Consider the following 16,158-nt stretch of genomic DNA (forward strand, 5'->3'; position numbering starts at 1 on the left):
GTCAAATAGCTTGTACGAAAGCAGGGAGATAAATGGCGAAAAAGTTATTGGAGAGCAGCGCGGTCAGCGCTTTTTGCGACAGTATCGCCACCATGCTTTCCGCAGGCATTCAGACCGAAGAAGCCGTCTACATGCTTGCGGAAAAACGCGAGCAGTCGCACTTTAAAACAGTATGCGACGGCGTGTATGCCAAGCTCATCCATGGCACCGGACTCGCGACCGCCATGGAAAGCACGGGCGCTTTTCCAGAATACGCCGTCGAGATGGTGCGTATTGGTGAGGCATCCGGACGCATTGAGCGCGCCCTGCGCAGCCTGGGACGCCACTATGACAGCGAGGGTCGTATCTTTAATAAATTGCGCAACGCCGTGGTCTATCCGGCAGCGCTCCTGTGCATTATGAGCTGCATCCTTATATTTACCGTAGCCTTCATTTTGCCGACGTTCACCGACGCCTATTCCAATATCTCCGGCTCTCTCACGTCTGGCTCGTTCTCCATGATCGGCGCATCCGCCGTGATTGGCTGGATCGCGCTTGTCGTGGTGCTTGTGGCCACGGCTATCGCGCTCGCTGTGGCCGTACTCGCGCGCACCGAAACCGGCCGTATCCGCGTTATCAAGATGTTCGAAAAGTTTCCGCTCACCAAGGACGCCATGTATCAGCTGGCCGTCTCGCGCTTTGCCAGCGCGCTTTCGGCCTTTGTCGCCTCGGGCGTACAGGACGGCATTGCCGTGGAGCGCGCAGCGGCGGCGGTCGATCACGACGAGCTGAGCGCCAAGCTACAGCGGGCGCATCAGAGCATGGTCAGCCTGGACAACCCGCGCAGCCTGGGCCAGGCAATCAACGAAAACAACGTGTTTGAGCCCATCTACGGACGCATGCTCACCGTGGGCATTCACTCCGGCTCCGCCGACGAGGTGCTCGGGCAACTGGCCGGCATCTTCTTTGACGATGCCATCTCGCAACTCGACGCCGTGGTCGATAACGTCGAGCCGGTACTTGCCGGGTTTTTGACCGTCGCCGTGGGAGCCACGCTCATTGCCGTCATGCTGCCGCTCATCGGTATCATGGGTTCTATCGCCTAGCTGCAGAAAAGACGTTTTCGCATGTTTCACGAGATAACCGACAAAGAGCTGCGGGCACGCAAGCGGCGGGGCATTATAGCCGCCGCGGTGGCCGTGCTTCTTGTTGTCGCCATCGCCGGCGGGGCGTTTTTTATCCGCCGCGCGCAGCGCGAACAGGGAGCCGTGGCACTTCGCAATTCCATTCTTAACTCCGCACGGCAATGCTGCGCCATAGAGGGTAGCTATCCCAAGACAGTCGAGCACCTCGAAGAGCACTACGGCCTCATCATCGACCATGACGACTACGTTGTGAGCTACGAGCACCTAGCGGACAATATCGTGCCTAGCGTGGTGGTGATGCCGCGATGAGCCATGTCGACGAAACCGCAGGCAGCAACCGCATCACCGCACTGTCCAAGCTATCCGAAGCCTCTGCACGGAGCAATACCGAGCGCAAGCATCGCAGGCTCTTCCCGCTACTGCTGCTCTGCGTGTTCTTTATCGCACTACTGCTGGCCCTGATCGCCGGCGTCAACGTGTATCGGCACGTCTCCGACGTACAGGCCGCCAACGTTTCCCATCGCGAGGGTATCGAGCTTATCTGCAATATCGTGCGCGCCAACGACGCCAAGGGCGCCGTCGCCGTCGGAGACGGTCCCGAGGGCAAATCGCTTGTGATTGTCCAAAACCTCGATTCTGGCACCTACGAAACGCGCCTGTATCTTTACAAGGGCAGCATCGTGCAGGAATACAGCCTGGCAGGAACGGAATACACCCCCTCCAAGGCAAGCAATATTACCGATTCATCGAGCTTTGCCTTTACGTACGACAACGGCCTTTTGACCGTTACGACCGATCAGGGCACCTGCGAAGTCGCCCTCCGCTACCTGCAGGGAGGCGAGTGACATGTCCTTGGCGAACGCACACAACGATTCTCGGCACATTAAATCGACTACAGCATTTGTAGTCGAGACGCTCATCCTGCTGGTTGCCCTTGTTTCGTCCATGGGCGTCCTGACACAGCTCTTTTCCCGATCCATCGCGGCATCTCAACAGTCCGAACGCCTATGTCAGGCGGTCAACGTGGCAGAAAACGCCGCCGAGGAGTTCGCCGCCGACCCCGCCGGCGTCGCTGCGGGTAAAAAGGTGGGACGCGGCGTCGCTTTAAAGGGCCGCGACGGCTACAGGGTCTCCTGCGAGACCGCACAGGCCAAGCGAAGCGCGGGCACGCTATGGCGCGCGCACATCACCGTGTCCGACAGCCAGGGCAAGGTTTACTCCCTCGATACATCCCGATATGTTAGCGAGGTGAGGTAGATGTCCCATCAGTCCAACGAAGGCGTACGCATTGGGCCTGTCAGCCTGCTCACGCTCGTCTCTGTGCTCCTGCTCGCCGTACTTGCCATGCTCTGTGCAACCACATCCAATGCGGCGCTGGAAATGTCAAAGCGCCAAGCCGCTACCTCCACGAGCTCCTACAGCATCGAATCGTGCGGCCAGGCCATGCTTGCCGTTCTGGACGACACCGCCCACGCAAGCGGGACGGATGCGGCCTCGGCTGTTTCCGGCATCGGTGCGCAGCTCGATGTCATCGAACAGGACGCAAAGGCCAACGCCGATACCACGGATTTGGACATCGACACCTCCGTTGACGGAACGTCCGTCCTGTTTACCATCTGTGCTCGCAACGGACGAAAGCTCGACGCCCGCGTAACATTTGCCGACGATCTTTCCTATTCCATCGACGAATGGAGGGTCACCACGACCCAAAACGATCAAGCCGACTCCGACACCCTGTGGACCGGCTCCGCCGCCAACTGACACCGATAAGGAGAACTCTCATGCAGCTCAAGGAATTACTTCAACAGATGATCGATGCAAAGGCATCGGATGTCTTTATCATTGCGGGGCTTCCCCTGTCCTATCAAAAAAGCGGCATTATGGTTCGAACCGACAGTACACCGCTCATGCCGGGCGATACCGAGGAATACATCGCCGGTATTTACGAACTCGCCAATCGCGATATCGAGCTGTTCCGCGGCAACGTCAACCACGATGACGACTTTAGCTTTGCCGTGTCGGGCGTCGGCCGCTTTCGCGCAAACATCTTCCGCCAGCGCGGGTCGTTCGGCGCGGTTATCCGCGTGATCCCGTTTGGCCTTCCTAACGCTCAGGAGATGCATATCCCCGAGCAGGTGCTGCGCCTGGGCGACTTTACGCGCGGCTTGGTACTGGTCACCGGACCGGCCGGCAGCGGCAAGTCCACCACCCTCGCCTGCATTCTCGACCGCATGAACCACACCCGCCAGGGGCACATCATCACCATGGAAGACCCCATCGAGTATGTGCACCGCCACGGCAGCTGCATCATTACGCAGCGCGAGATTCCCACGGATGTCGCCACGTATGCCGAGGCGCTTCGCTCGGCCATGCGCGAGAGCCCCGATGTGATCTTGCTGGGCGAGATGCGCGACACCGAAACCATCAGTACCGCCGTCTCCGCAGCCGAGCTGGCGCAGCTGGTCCTATCCACGCTGCACACCGCCAGCGCCGCCGATACCGTCGAGCGCATCCTGGACGCCTTCCCGCCCAACCAGCAACGCCAGGTTCGCATCCAGCTCTCGATGGTGCTGCAGGCTACGGTCGCCCAGCGCTTGGTGCCCACAATCGACGGTGGAACCACCCCGGTGTTTGAGGTCATGGTCATGAACACGGCCATCCGCAACCTTATCCGCGAGGAAAAGTCCCATCAGATCGATTCCGTCATTGCCGCCGGCGGCGCGCTCGGCATGCAGACCATGGACCAAGCCCTATTCAAGACCGTAAAGGATGGCATCGTGGCCAAAGATGTCGCCTTGCAGCACGCCAACCACCCAGAGGCCCTTGCCCGCCATTTCGAAGCCGAGGGCATGTAGAAATTTAAAAGGCATCAGAGCCGCAGATAGCAGGCCCGTCCCCGATAACCCGGGGACGGGCCCTTTTTCTTAAGCGCGGCGCAAAAAGGGACCGGACGCAGCCCATTCGAGTTGCATCCGGTCCCAGCCTCGGCCCATATGTCCAAGACAGAAGCTCTTTTATGCCTCGTCTGCGACCTCGGGCGTAACCTCGGAAACGTCCTCGCCGGCGTTTTCCGCGGGCTCCTCCGCGTCTTCGCCGTCGAGCTCCTTCTTGTCGCTCTCCATGCGGGCTACGGCGCAGATGCGGTCGCTGTCGTCGACGGTCATCATCTTGACGCCCTGGGTGGCGCGGCCAGTCTGGCTGATCTCGTCGGTCTTGACGCGAATGACCGTCGCGCCTTCCGTCACGATGAACAGCTCGTGCTGCGGGCCCACCGCCTTCATGGCCGCGAGGTTACCCTTACGCTCGGTCATTTGGATGGTGTAGACGCCCTGGCCGCCGCGATTCTGCTCCGGGTAGTCCGCAACCGGCGTGCGTTTGCCGTAGCCGCGCTCGGTAATGACGAACAGATCGCCGTTGCCGTTAGTGACTTCCATGCCCAGAACGCTCACGCCGTCCTTCATACCGATACCGCGAACGCCGCTGGTGTCGCGGCCGGTGGCGCGCACCTGCTCCTCGGAGAACATAATCGCCTTGCCCGCAGTGGTGGCCAGGATGATCTTGTCACCCTCGCGCACGCGGCGCACGTTCAGCAGCGCGTCGTCGTCACGCAGGTTGATAGCGATCAGGCCGTCGCGGCGGCTGCGGTCATATGCGCTCATCACGGTCTTCTTGACCATGCCGCTCTTGGTGGCAAACATCAGGTACTCGTTGGCTGGGAACTCGCGGCAGCTGATGACGCTCGCGATCTTCTCGCCCTCCTCGAAGGGCAGCAGGTTGACGATCGCGGTACCGCGCGCCTGGCGCGTACCCACCGGCAGCTCGTGCACCTTCAGGCGATAGACCTTGCCCTTGCTCGAGAAGAACAGCACGTACTCGTGCGTGGACGCGATAAACATCTCGTCGATGACGTCGTCTTCCTTGAGGCTCACGCCGGAGACGCCCTTGCCGCCGCGCTTCTGGGCGCGGTAGGCGGCCACCGGGATGCGCTTCACGTAGCCGGTGTGGGTGATGGTCACGACCATGTCCTCGTCGGCGATGAGGTCCTCGACGTCAAGGTCCTTCTCGGCGTGGGTGATCTCGGTGCGGCGCTTGTCGCCAAACTTGCGGGCGATCTCGCGCATCTCCTCCTTGATCACGCCGAGGATCTTCTCCTCGTGCGCAAGCAGATCCTCGTAGTAGGCGATGGCGCGGCGCAGGCCGTCGAGCTCTTCCTCGATCTTGTCGCGCTCCAGGCCGGTGAGGCGGCGGAGCTTCATCTCAAGGATGGCCGTGGTCTGCTCGGGCGTAAACCCAAAGCGCCCGATCAGGCGGCTGCTGGCCTCGGAGTCGGTCTGCGAGGAGCGGATGATGCTGATGACCTCGTCGATATGGTCAAGGGCCATCAGGTAGCCCTCGAGGATATGCGCGCGGGCCTGGGCCTTCTTAAGGTCGAAGCGGGTGCGGCGGGTGACGACGTCGACCTGGTGGTCGATGTAGTGCTGCAGCATCTCGCGCAGGCTCAGGCATTTGGGCACGCCGTTGACAAGCGCCAGGTTGTTGGCGCCGAAGGTCGTCTGCAGCGAGGTGTACTTATACAGGTTGTTGAGCACGACCTGCGGAATGACGCCCTTCTTGAGCTCAATGACCAGACGGATGCCCTTTTGGTTGGACTCGTCGCGCATGTCCGAGATGCCCTCGATGCGCTTGTCGTTTACGAGCTGGGCGATTTTCTCCTGTAGGGTGCCCTTGTTGACCATGTAGGGAATCTCGGTAAAGACCAGGCGGCTGCGGCCGGTCTTGGTGGACTCCACATGGGCCTTGGCACGCACGGTGATGGAACCGCGGCCGGTCTCGTAGCTCTGCTTAATGCCAGCGCTGCCCATGATGATGGCGCCGGTGGGGAAGTCCGGACCGGGCATAATCTGCATGAGCTCGTCGACGGTGGCGTCGGGGTTGTCGATCAGGTAGCAGGTGGCCTCGATCGCCTCGGTGAGGTTATGCGGGGCGATGTTGGTGGCCATGCCGACGGCGATGCCCTGGCTGCCGTTGACCAGCAGGTTGGGGAAGCGCGCAGGCAGCGCCTGGGGCTCGGCGAGCGATTCGTCGTAGTTGGGCTGCCAGTCGACGGTATCCTTCTGCAGGTCGCGCAGAAGCTCCATGGCGGGCTTTGCCAGGCGGCTCTCGGTGTAACGCATGGCCGCCGCGCCGTCGCCATCGATGTTGCCGAAGTTGCCGTGGCCGTCGATGAGCGGCGTGCGCATGGAGAACCACTGCGCCAGGCGAACCATGGCCTCGTAGACCGCGGAATCGCCGTGCGGGTGGTACTTACCGATAACTTCGCCGACCGTCCACGCCGACTTCTTGTGCGGGCGGTTGGGGTAGATGCCGCTCTCGTTCATCGCGTACAGGATGCGGCGGTGCACCGGCTTTAAGCCGTCGCGCACGTCCGGCAGGGCGCGCGCCGTGATGACCGACATCGAATACTCGATAAACGACTGCTTCATCTCGCGGCCAAACTCCGAAATCTGGAGCTGGCCGCCGTTGATATCCTCGCCGGCCGAGGCGCCGCGATCGACTTCGCCAAAGCTCTCCTCGAGCTCGGCGTCGTCGTCTTCTTCCTCATCATCATCGGCATCGGGGTTATAGGCGTCCGGATCGCCGTCCTCGCCCTGCTCAGCACGGGCAAGCAGGCGCTTCAGATCATCGGGCATACCGGCATCGCCGGCCTCGTCCATACCCTCGTTATTGTTGATATCGTCTGCCACGTTACCTCCTCATGGTTTGCGTGGTTCAAATCAGATAGTCCCCGTCCCCGTCACTAGGACGGAGACGGCTTTTCCAGGTGCCGCAGATTCGCTCGAAAGAGGAGGGAAGCGTACTTGGGTACGCGACCGACGATTGAGGGCGAAGGTGCGGTGGCTGGGAAAGCCGCAGGGATTAGGCGTCTAAGAATCGTGCGTCGTGGGCGTGCTTCTCAATGTACTCGCGGCGATAGCCGACCTCGGAACCCATCAGCTCGCGCACGGCGCGGTCTGCCACCACGGCGTCCTCGATCGACACGCGCTGCAGAATGCGGGTCTTGGGGTCCATCGTCGTCGAGGCAAGCTGCTTGGGGTCCATCTCGCCCAGGCCCTTGTAGCGCTGGACGGTATAGCCCTTGCGTTTCTTGGTGATCTTGCCATCCTTGGCCTTGCCGTCCTCGTCGTTGTCGTCGGGGTTCAGGCCCAGACTCTGGATGGTGTCGCGTAGGATCTCGTCTTCGGGCTGGCGGCCGTTGGGATACACGTAGTGGATCTTGTTGCGCACCTTAATGCCAAAGATGGGCGGGCAGGCAACATAGACGTAGCCGGCATCGATCAGCGGACGCATGTACTTGTAGAAGAATGTCAGCAGCAGGATGCGGATATGCGCACCGTCGACGTCTGCATCGGTCATGATGATGATCTTGTGGTAACGCGCCTTAGCAATATCGAAGTCGCCGCCGTCGCCGGCACTCGTCGTAACGCCGCAGCCGATCGCGGTAATCAGCGACTGGATGGTGTCACTCGAGAACGCGCGGTGGTCGCCCACGCGTTCGACGTTCAAAATCTTGCCGCGCAGGGGCAGAATCGCCTGGATGTCTCGGCGACGGCCGTCCTTGGCCGAGCCGCCTGCCGAGTCGCCCTCTACGATAAAGAGCTCGGTCAGCTCGGCATCGCGCACCGAGCAGTCAGCGAGCTTACCGGGCAGGGACGCCGTCTCGAGCAGGCTCTTGCGACGCGTCGCCTCGCGCGCCTTGCGGGCGGCATTGCGGGCCTTGCAGGCCTGCTGGGCCTTCTTGACGATCTCGCGGGCAGGCTTAGGGTGCTCCTCGAGGTAATCGGCGAGGCCGTCGGTCACGATCTTGAGCGTCAGCGCACGCATATAGGAGCTGCCGAGCTTGGCCTTGGTCTGGCCCTCAAACTGCGGGTCGGGCAGCTTGACCGAGATAACGGCCGAAAGGCCCTCGCGCACATCGTCGCCGGTCAGGTTGGCGTCCTTTTCCTTGAGCAGATTCTGCTTGCGCGCGTAATCGTTGATCACGCGGGTAAGCGCGGTGCGGAAGCCCTCAAGGTGCATGCCGCCCTCGGGGGTGTAGATATCGTTGGCAAACGACATGACGTTCTCGCCGTAGCCGCTATTCCACTGCAGGGAAACCTCGACCTCGCCCATCTTGGCCACAGGCGCGTCCGGGTCCGATTTGCCCTCGATGTAGATGGGCTCCTTAAAGGCCTCGGGGACGTCCTTGCCCTCGTTGAGGAACTTGACGAAGTCGATGATGCCGCCCTCGTAGCAAAACTCCTCCACGTGGGGAGTCGCCTCGCGCTCGTCGGTCAGCACGATCTTGAGGTTCTTATTGAGGAACGCCGTCTCCTGCAGACGGTTGTGCAGCGTATCGAAATCGTAGATGCAGGTCTCGAAGATCTCGTCGTCGGGCCAGAAGGTGACGGTGGTGCCCGTCGAATCCGAGGTGCCCACGACCTCCATCTTCTTGACGGTCTTGCCGCGCGAGAACTCCATCTCGTAGGTGTTGCCATCGCGGCGAACCTGAACGACCACGCACTTGGACAGTGCGTTGACGACGGAGATGCCCACGCCGTGCAGGCCGCCCGAGACCTTATAGGCCGAGTTATCGAACTTACCGCCGGCGTGCAGGATCGTCATGACGACCTCGAGCGTCGGGATCTTTTTAACAGGGTGCTCGTCGACGGGGATGCCGCGCCCGTTGTCGACGACCGTGATGGAGTTGTCGGCGTGGACCGTCACCTGGATCTCGGTGCAGAAACCGGCCATGGCCTCGTCGACGGAGTTGTCAACGATCTCCCACACCAGGTGATGCAGACCGCTGGCACTCGTCGAACCGATATACATGCCCGGGCGCTTACGAACGGCCTCGAGACCTTCGAGAATCTTAATCTCGCCGCCATCGTAATCGTTTTCGTTTGCCACACGTCCTCCTTCAGTCAAGAAAATGTGTACAGCCTTACTAGTTTATCGTAAAAAAATACCCTCGGGAACGAGGGTATTTGGCTCTACAAGGCCACCAGATGCGATTTAAGGCTCTTTTTTGCTTTGCACGCCCTTGGCCCACTCGGCACTGGCTCTCATGGCGTTCTCGAGGGCCTCGCGCAGTTTTTGGTCTTCGATGGGCGCCACTTGGCGCTTGATCTCGGTGCGCTCGCCCTCACTTAGGTCGGCGTGCGGGGCCGGCGGGCGCTCGGTCGTCGCCGGGCGCAGGCGCTCCTTGGCGGCGGGCGGCGTGTGACCGGGTGCGGTGGTTTTGAACACCAGGCCGTCCACATGCGCACCGGCGCGTTCCATGCGCGCGCGGATGATCTCGCGCAACAGCGTCATTTCCTGCGTCCACGAGGGCAAGTCGAGATACACCAGCAGCTCATTGGACTCGGGCAGGTAGCGCAGCCCCGTCACATGCCGCCCCTCGCGCGTGCCCGAGCACACCGCGTTCCACGCGCGATAGACCGCGCGCGACTCCTCGGCAGCCTCCATCTGCGCACGGCGCTTAGGCGTCGCCGACGCCAGGATGCGCTGGCGCTCTGCGTTCAAAAAGCCACTGAAGGCGACCGTCTCGCTCTCGCGCTCGTAATTAGCACGTCTCACCCATGCTCACCACCTTGGCTCGATCAAGCAGGTCATCGGTAAAGTACCCAAGGTTGGTCGTGGTTATGACCGTCTGGATATCATCGCCGATCAGCCGCAGGAAAGCGCCACGACGCTCGCCGTCGAGCTCGCTCATCACGTCGTCCAAAAGCAGCAGTGGGGCGGTGCCCAGGACATCGCGAGCCACGGCCACCTCGGCCACCTTCCAGGACAGCACCAGCGTTCGCTGCTGTCCTTGGCTGGCAAATGAACGGGCGGAGCGACCCGCCACGGTAAACTCGATCTCGTCGCGATGCGGTCCCACCAGCGTCACGCCGCGGCGAATTTCCTCGTCGGCGTGCTCATCAAGGGAGGCCAGCATGCGCTCGTACGCCCAGCCCTTCAGCTCTTCGCGATCCTCGACCTGGGGCAAATCCCCCAGCGTGGACGCATAGGTCACGTTGGCGGCCTCGCCGGACGCCACTTGCCCGTAGGCAGTGTGCACATGGCCCGCCAGCCGGTCGAGCAGGGCCAACCGGTGCACGAGCAGAGCCGAGCCCGCGCGGGCAATCGAATCGTTCCACGCGCCGAGCATCTCGCGGCAGCACCAGGTTTCCTTGAGCAAGGCGTTACGTTGGGTCACGCAGCGCCCATAGGTGCTCGCAAGATCGGCATAGCGTGCGCTCAGCTGCATGCCAAAGTCATCGAGGGCGGCGCGGCGCACACTGGCGCCCCGCTTAACCATGTCCAGATGGTCGGGGCAAAACAGCACGCTCGGCAGAACCCCGCGCACATCGGCGGCAGAGCATCTCTTGCCGTTTCGGCTAAACGAGCGCTTACCGTCCTCCGCGCTCAATCCCATATCAAGCACGCGGCCGTCGCCCTCGAGTCTCAGCTCGACCTTGCACGAGCCCACGCCGTCATGGACGAGCTCGGCTGCGGTCGGATGCCTAAACGAGGCGCCGCTCGTCAGCAGCTGCAGCGCCTCTATGAGATTGGTCTTTCCCGCCGCGTTGGGTCCCGCAAGTATCGTCACGCCTTCGTCCAGGGCAAGGCGATAGCTATCGAAACTGCGGTAGTGCGCGACGGAAAGATCGCGGGCGAATATGGTCATGGCGCAGCGCTAGATGCGGACCGGCATGACTAGGTACAGGTAGTTGATCTTGTCGTAGGACTTGAAGATGCCCGCCTGCGAGTAGCTCTTGAGCTCTAGTGTGATCTCCTTCTCCTTGGACAGGGCATTGAGGCAGCCGAAGATGTAGTGGTAGTTGAAGGCGATAGTACCCGACTCGCCCTCGGCCTCGACATCGATCGTCTCCTGCGCAAGGTCCTGGTCATTGGAAATGGAGGACAAGCCCATCTGCCCGTTCTCGACATCGATCTCGAACTTGACGGCGGGGTTGGCGCTCGCGATAACGGCCACGCGCTTGAGAGCGGCGTTAAAGGCGGCGACGTCGATCTTGACGCTTGTCACGCACGAATCGGGGATGAGCTGCTTGTAGTTGGGGTACACGCCCTCGATGCGGCGCGACACGTAGGTGGTGTTGCCGGCCTCGAAGACGACCTGGGTGTCGGTAGCCCCGATCATGATGGTCGCCTGGCTGGCCATGATGTTCAGTGCGTCGTTAAAGGCGTCCGCCGGAACGTTGAGCTCAAAGGAGCCCTCGAGGGTCGAGGTCTCGACCTGCGTATCGCACACGGCCAAGCGGAAGGAATCGGTCGCCACCAGGCGCACGGTGTTGTTCTCGACCTTCATGTGCACGCCGCCCAGGATGGGGCGGGCCTTATCGGTCGAGGTGACGCGCCACACGCGGCCGACCATCTCGGACAAGATATCGGTCGGCAGCTCCACGGCACTCTCGATGGCATAGGCCGGAAACTCGGGGAAGTCATTGGCATCGAGCGTGTTCAGGCGGAAAGAGCTCTTCTCGCAACCAATCAGCACCTGGCGCTCGGACAGCTCAAAGGTGACCGGGGCATCGGGGAGAGTCTTGGTGATATTGGAGAGCATCTTACAGGGGATAACCATCTCGCCCTCTTCTTCGACATGCGCCGCGATGCGATGACGGATCGAGATGGTGTAGTTAGAGGTCTGGAATTCCAAGATGCCGTCTTGCGCCTTAACGAGCACGCCCGACAGGATGGGAAGGGTGGATGCCGAAGCGACACCCTTCATAACGACGCCGATGGCTTGTGTAAGCGAGCTCTGGCTGACGGTGAACTTCATCTTTTAATACCTTTCTATAGATATAAATATCTTAATAATAGTAATAGCACTGACGAAACTGTTGATTACTCCCAAAGACGCAGGTCAGACCCAAAAAGAGAATCGACAGCAACCTGTGTGCAACGGGGGTGGTTTTCCACGTTCAAAACCTGCGCAAAACTTTTCATCACCGCGGGTTGGGTTTTAGACACCTTATGCCCGTGGTTTCGACAAGTTTTCAACAGGTGTCTCTATTTCCCTACGAGCGCAGTGTAATTTTATCGCGCAGCGACTTGAGGTCTTCGGTGACGGTGCGGTCTTCCTGGATCATCTTCTGGACCTTTTTGTAGCTTGTACTGACGGTCGAGTGGTTGCGGTTGCCAAATTCGGCGCCCACTGCCGTGGTCGTCATCTCGCACATCTCGATTGCCAGATAGATGGCAATGTGGCGTGCTTTGGCGATGTTGGCGTTGCGCCGCGGGCCGATGAGCTCCTCGTGCGTCACGCCGTACTGCTCTTCGATGACGGACTGAACCGTTTGCACGTTAATCTTTTTGGCCGATGTGTCGAAGTACTGGCTGGCGATGGCGTCGATATCATCAAAGGTGAGCTCCCCGCCCTCGCGCTCGCGGTCGCCCGCCTCGCCGGCGCAGCGCTCGCAGAAGCTCTCGAGTTCGCGGATGTTGGTGCCCGAGACCTCGGCCATGTGTTTGAAGTGCTCATCGGTCAGGTGCCCGCCGTCGCCCCCATAGGCCGCCAGCAGCGAGTCGTCGCCTGCCTCGGGAGCGGCGACGATGGTGTTCTCGTAATAGCGCTGCAAGATCTTGTATTTCATCTCGTAGCTGGGCTCTGCGACCAGGCAGAGCATGCCGGCGTTGAAGCGGCTGGTCAGACGCTCGTCCATGCTCAGGTCCTTGGGGGCGCGGTCTGCCGCGATGACGACCTTCTTGTTGTTGCGGATGAACTCGTCCATGAGCTGGAAAAAGTAGTCCACGCTCGCGCGCTTGCCGATGATGTTTTGGATGTCATCGATGATGAGCACGTCCACGCCGTGGTACGCCTGCATGATGGGGGCGTTGCTCTTCTTTTGGCGGTCGAACTCGGTCATCAGGTCGTCCAGATATGCCTGGGAGTTGGCATACTTGACCTTGATCTCGGGCGACTTCTCGGCGAGCTCGTTTTTGATGGCAAGCAGCAGGTGCGTCTTGCCCAGGCCCGATTTGCCGTAGATGAACAGCGATGTGCACGTGCCGCGCTCGTCCGCGAGGGCGGCAAACTTGAGTGCCGAGCGATAGGCGTGGCTGTTCTCGGGGCCGTAGACAAAGTTCTCAAAGGTAAATTTTGAGTTCGCGGCGAGTGGGGCTCCATCCGTATTCTGCTCGGCCGGCACGGTCGGTGCTGGCATGGGTGAAGCGGGGGTCGCAGCTTGCGTGGATTTAGTCGGCGCTCCGCCCTTCATCTGGTTCATCATGCGACGAAAATCATCGGCCGAGAGCGTGTTCTTGATTGCAATGCCCGAATCCGCGCCCGCCGCTGCGTCGTGGGCGATGGGCATGTGCGTGACGGGTGCGTTCGTTGACGTCGCCGCCGCGGCCGGCAACGGTGCCATGGTTTCACGGGAAACATCGCCGTGCTGGTGCTCGATTGTCGGCGCGTCGCCTGCGGAGGCCGGCGCCGCCGGGGAAGTAGCGGGAGCCGTGGCGGGCGCCGTCGCGGCAGCGGATTCTGTCGCGGCGCCTTGCGGTGCCACGATGTCGAGTGCAATCGGTGCAAAGGCGATTTCTTCCAGATAGGCCTCAATAGTCGACTGATGTTTTTTGAGCTGCGCGATGGCAAAGCGCGAAGGCGCCTCGATCGTGAGCGTATCTTCGGTCAGGCTTATGGCGCGCGATTGCCCCAGCATGTTGATGAGGCGTGCATCTTGGCCGTCGCGCTGGCAAAAGGCGATGGCATCCCCCAGGATGATGCTTGCTTCCTCGTCCACTGTCTCTCCCGTTCTTTAGCCCTGAGCTCGCACGCGGGCGGCGCCGAGTTCGGTCAGATGGTATTTCTGGCCATGCTTGATGACCAAGCCGGCCTGCGCCAAGTCATTGAGCGTGCGTGACCAAGTGGGGGCCGAGTTTCCAAACGCCCTCGCCAGATCGGTTGCACCGCACGCTTGATTTTGCGCCAGATAGCCCAGCGCGGCGTTGCCGCGATCGCTTACGAACACGTCCGGTTGTGGCTGCGCATACTGATTTGCTGCATTAGGATACATCATTTGAGCTGCTGGTTGTTGAGAACTCTGCACCGTCGGCATTTGCTGTTGAAAACTTTGAGGCCACTGTTGGTAAGGCTGCGGAGGCATCTGCTGGGCCCAGGGGTTGTACTGCTGCTGCGGCATCTGCTGGTACGGCTGCTGATATCCCTGCTGGTACTGCTGCGGGAACTGCTGGCTATACCCCAGTGGCGGCATCTGCTGCGTTGCCATGGGCTGCTGCGCAAAAGCTCCCGGCAGGGGATATGTGGGCTGCTCCGTCTCGGGCCGCACGGCAGCACCGCGTCCGCCGGCACGCTCGATTTCCTGCACGCGCTTGGGGTCCAGACTTACCGTAACCACGGTGCCGCTGCCCATGTTGTCCTCGATGGACACGGCGCCGCCGGCATTTTCCAGGTATTCCTGCACCATGGGAAACCCAGCCCCAGTCCCGCGAATGTATCGCTTCATGTTGCTGTTTGCGCTGGTCACGCCAAAGTCGAAAGCGCGTTCCTTGTCGTCGATACCGGGTCCTTGATCAGCAAAGCGGATGGTGTCTCCGCCGTCCAGAATCGAGATGATGGGCTCGGCAAAGTGCGCGTGGATAAAGTTTTCGACAATCTCGCGGATGACCATGAGCGAGATATGGCCACCTTGTTCTTTCATGCACTGGTAGACGGTGTTGGTTGTCTCTTCCAAGTACGTGCGGACATCTTGCGGATCTATGACGATGACGCGCGGCGTCGACAGCATGTCGTCATAGACCGCTATGCGTGCGGCGTACATGGCTTTTGGCGCCTGCGTGGTCGTCTGCTCGCCTTCGTCGCGCTCTTCGCGCACGCCGGTGATGTGCTCGTTGTCGGGTGCCGGGTCTCCGGAATCGACCATGGTGTAAAAGTCGTCAGACATGCCGCTCGCAATCTTTCAATAGGTTTCGAACAAATAGTAGCTCACCGTGCAATGTTTCTCATCTTTCGACAACTTTTCAAAACCTGTTGAAAACTTTGGAAAACGGACGAAAAGTTCTCAACATTGCCAACATGACCTGTTGAAAACTCGATGAAATATCGTGAAAAGTTGCCACGCACCGCTAAATCGAGCTCGGCTTATGGGGGAACCGTGTGAACTGCGCAACCTTTTACCTTTGATTTCTTGACATTTGAACATTGATTTCCCTACAATCTTCAAGCTCACGTGTCTATATCTGCGTCCGCGCCCCCGCGGACACTCGAAATGCAGCAGGAGGAACTTAAGATGAAGCGTACGTATCAGCCTAATAAGCGTAAGCGTGCCAAGACCCATGGCTTCCGTGCCCGTATGGCCACCAAGGGCGGTCGTGCCGTGCTCGCCCGTCGCCGCGCCAAGGGCCGCAAGCGTCTCACTGTCTAGCAGCGATACACACATCTCGCATGAAGACTATTAAGTCTCGGCAAGATTTCGAGCATGTGTTCAGTCGGGGGCGTCGTTTCAATCACCCTCTGATTCGAATGACCATATGTGAATCGGTTGGCGAAGGCGACTCCGGAAGGGTCGCCTTCGTTGGTGCTAAACGGCTCGGTTGCGCAGTCGTGCGCAACCGTTCTAAGCGTGTGATGCGCGAGGCCGCCCGCAGCTGTGGATTTCCCGTTGCTGGTTATGACATCATCTTGTTCGCAACTCCCAAGACGAGGGATTCCTCGCCGCAGGAGATGGACAAGGCATTGCGTTCGCTTATGAAACGCGCCGGCGTTGCCGGGGAGGAGCGATGAGCAATCACGTTTTGCGACGTGTTGCCATCGCTCCTATTCGCATATATCAACAGGTTATTTCGCCCTTATTGCCTGACGCCTGCATTTATTACCCAACGTGCTCGCAATACGCCATCCAGGCGATTGAGAAGTACGGTGTTTTGAGAGGCTGCTGGCTTGCCGTGAGGCGCATCGCTCGCTGCAATCCCCTGCACGTCGGCGGTTATGACCCTGTGCCTTAGCGGGCACTCGCTATCGGAGGAAAACTTA

General features: G+C 60.4%; 16 protein-coding genes. 9 read left to right on the top strand and 7 right to left on the bottom strand.

Translation table 11 applies throughout. The annotated features are described in order from the left end of the window. The first annotated feature begins 32 nt into the window (after positions 1 to 32). Genes DXB98_RS05065 through DXB98_RS05090 form a run of 6 tightly spaced genes read left to right on the top strand, consistent with a single transcriptional unit; the run spans position 33 to position 3,979 of the window. Positions 33 to 1,085: a type II secretion system F family protein gene (locus DXB98_RS05065; protein ID WP_117743361.1), complete on the top strand. Its 1,053-nt coding sequence runs from the start codon at positions 33 to 35 to the stop codon at positions 1,083 to 1,085. Between the two features lie 21 nt (positions 1,086 to 1,106). Further along, positions 1,107 to 1,433 carry a hypothetical protein gene (locus tag DXB98_RS05070; protein ID WP_117743362.1) on the top strand — a complete coding sequence of 109 codons (327 nt, stop codon included), beginning with the start codon at positions 1,107 to 1,109 and terminating at the stop codon, positions 1,431 to 1,433. Beyond that, positions 1,430 to 1,969 (top strand): DUF4860 domain-containing protein, encoded by a 540-nt coding sequence (locus DXB98_RS05075; RefSeq protein ID WP_117743363.1) that lies wholly within the window; start codon positions 1,430 to 1,432, stop codon positions 1,967 to 1,969. Before DXB98_RS05070 ends, DXB98_RS05075 begins: the two co-directional genes overlap by 4 nt. A gap of 1 nt (position 1,970) precedes the next feature. Beyond that, the gene (locus DXB98_RS05080) at positions 1,971 to 2,381 is read left to right on the top strand and encodes a hypothetical protein (protein ID WP_117743364.1); all 411 of its coding nucleotides are present in this window, start codon (positions 1,971 to 1,973) and stop codon (positions 2,379 to 2,381) included. Beyond that, positions 2,382 to 2,885, top strand: a complete 504-nt coding sequence (locus DXB98_RS05085; RefSeq protein ID WP_117743365.1) for a hypothetical protein — start codon at positions 2,382 to 2,384, stop codon at positions 2,883 to 2,885. Between the two features lie 20 nt (positions 2,886 to 2,905). After that, positions 2,906 to 3,979: a type IV pilus twitching motility protein PilT gene (locus DXB98_RS05090; RefSeq protein WP_117743366.1), complete on the top strand. Its 1,074-nt coding sequence runs from the start codon at positions 2,906 to 2,908 to the stop codon at positions 3,977 to 3,979. A gap of 159 nt (positions 3,980 to 4,138) precedes the next feature. Here the strand turns inward: DXB98_RS05090 and gyrA are convergent, their stop codons facing one another. The 7 genes from gyrA to DXB98_RS05125 all read right to left on the bottom strand — a co-directional run bounded on the left by gyrA (position 4,139) and on the right by DXB98_RS05125 (position 15,070). Next, entirely contained in the window at positions 4,139 to 6,838 is a 2,700-nt protein-coding gene (gene gyrA / locus DXB98_RS05095) for a DNA gyrase subunit A (RefSeq protein WP_117743385.1), read from the bottom strand. Between the two features lie 202 nt (positions 6,839 to 7,040). Further along, positions 7,041 to 9,071: a DNA topoisomerase (ATP-hydrolyzing) subunit B gene (gyrB, locus tag DXB98_RS05100; protein WP_117743367.1), complete on the bottom strand. Its 2,031-nt coding sequence runs from the start codon at positions 9,069 to 9,071 to the stop codon at positions 7,041 to 7,043. Positions 9,072 to 9,176: 105 nt separating this feature from the next. Beyond that, entirely contained in the window at positions 9,177 to 9,740 is a 564-nt protein-coding gene (locus DXB98_RS05105; RefSeq protein WP_117743368.1) for a DciA family protein, read from the bottom strand. Further along, complete coding sequence (locus DXB98_RS05110; protein WP_117743369.1) at positions 9,727 to 10,833, bottom strand: DNA replication/repair protein RecF; 1,107 nt, start codon at positions 10,831 to 10,833, stop codon at positions 9,727 to 9,729. Before DXB98_RS05110 ends, DXB98_RS05105 begins: the two co-directional genes overlap by 14 nt. A 9-nt stretch (positions 10,834 to 10,842) precedes the next feature. Continuing rightward, on the bottom strand, positions 10,843 to 11,946 hold the full coding sequence (gene dnaN / locus DXB98_RS05115; RefSeq protein ID WP_022094338.1) for a DNA polymerase III subunit beta: 1,104 nt from the start codon (positions 11,944 to 11,946) through the stop codon (positions 10,843 to 10,845). Between the two features lie 238 nt (positions 11,947 to 12,184). Then, complete coding sequence (locus DXB98_RS05120) at positions 12,185 to 13,909, bottom strand: DnaA ATPase domain-containing protein (protein WP_117734814.1); 1,725 nt, start codon at positions 13,907 to 13,909, stop codon at positions 12,185 to 12,187. Between the two features lie 15 nt (positions 13,910 to 13,924). Further along, positions 13,925 to 15,070 (bottom strand): ATP-binding protein, encoded by a 1,146-nt coding sequence (locus DXB98_RS05125; RefSeq protein WP_117743370.1) that lies wholly within the window; start codon positions 15,068 to 15,070, stop codon positions 13,925 to 13,927. Positions 15,071 to 15,415: 345 nt separating this feature from the next. Here DXB98_RS05125 and rpmH point away from each other — a divergent pair, with 345 nt between their 5' ends. Genes rpmH through yidD form a run of 3 tightly spaced genes read left to right on the top strand, consistent with a single transcriptional unit; the run spans position 15,416 to position 16,130 of the window. After that, the gene (rpmH, locus tag DXB98_RS05130; protein ID WP_019127408.1) at positions 15,416 to 15,550 is read left to right on the top strand and encodes a 50S ribosomal protein L34; all 135 of its coding nucleotides are present in this window, start codon (positions 15,416 to 15,418) and stop codon (positions 15,548 to 15,550) included. 20 nt (positions 15,551 to 15,570) lie between these two features. Then, positions 15,571 to 15,909 (top strand): ribonuclease P protein component, encoded by a 339-nt coding sequence (gene rnpA, locus DXB98_RS05135; protein ID WP_117743371.1) that lies wholly within the window; start codon positions 15,571 to 15,573, stop codon positions 15,907 to 15,909. Further along, positions 15,906 to 16,130 carry a membrane protein insertion efficiency factor YidD gene (yidD, locus tag DXB98_RS05140; protein ID WP_117584026.1) on the top strand — a complete coding sequence of 75 codons (225 nt, stop codon included), beginning with the start codon at positions 15,906 to 15,908 and terminating at the stop codon, positions 16,128 to 16,130. Before rnpA ends, yidD begins: the two co-directional genes overlap by 4 nt. Positions 16,131 to 16,158 lie beyond the last annotated feature (28 nt).

Origin of the sequence: Collinsella sp. OM07-12 (assembly GCF_003438275.1) — a bacterium.
Classification (GTDB): Bacteria; Actinomycetota; Coriobacteriia; order Coriobacteriales; family Coriobacteriaceae; genus Collinsella.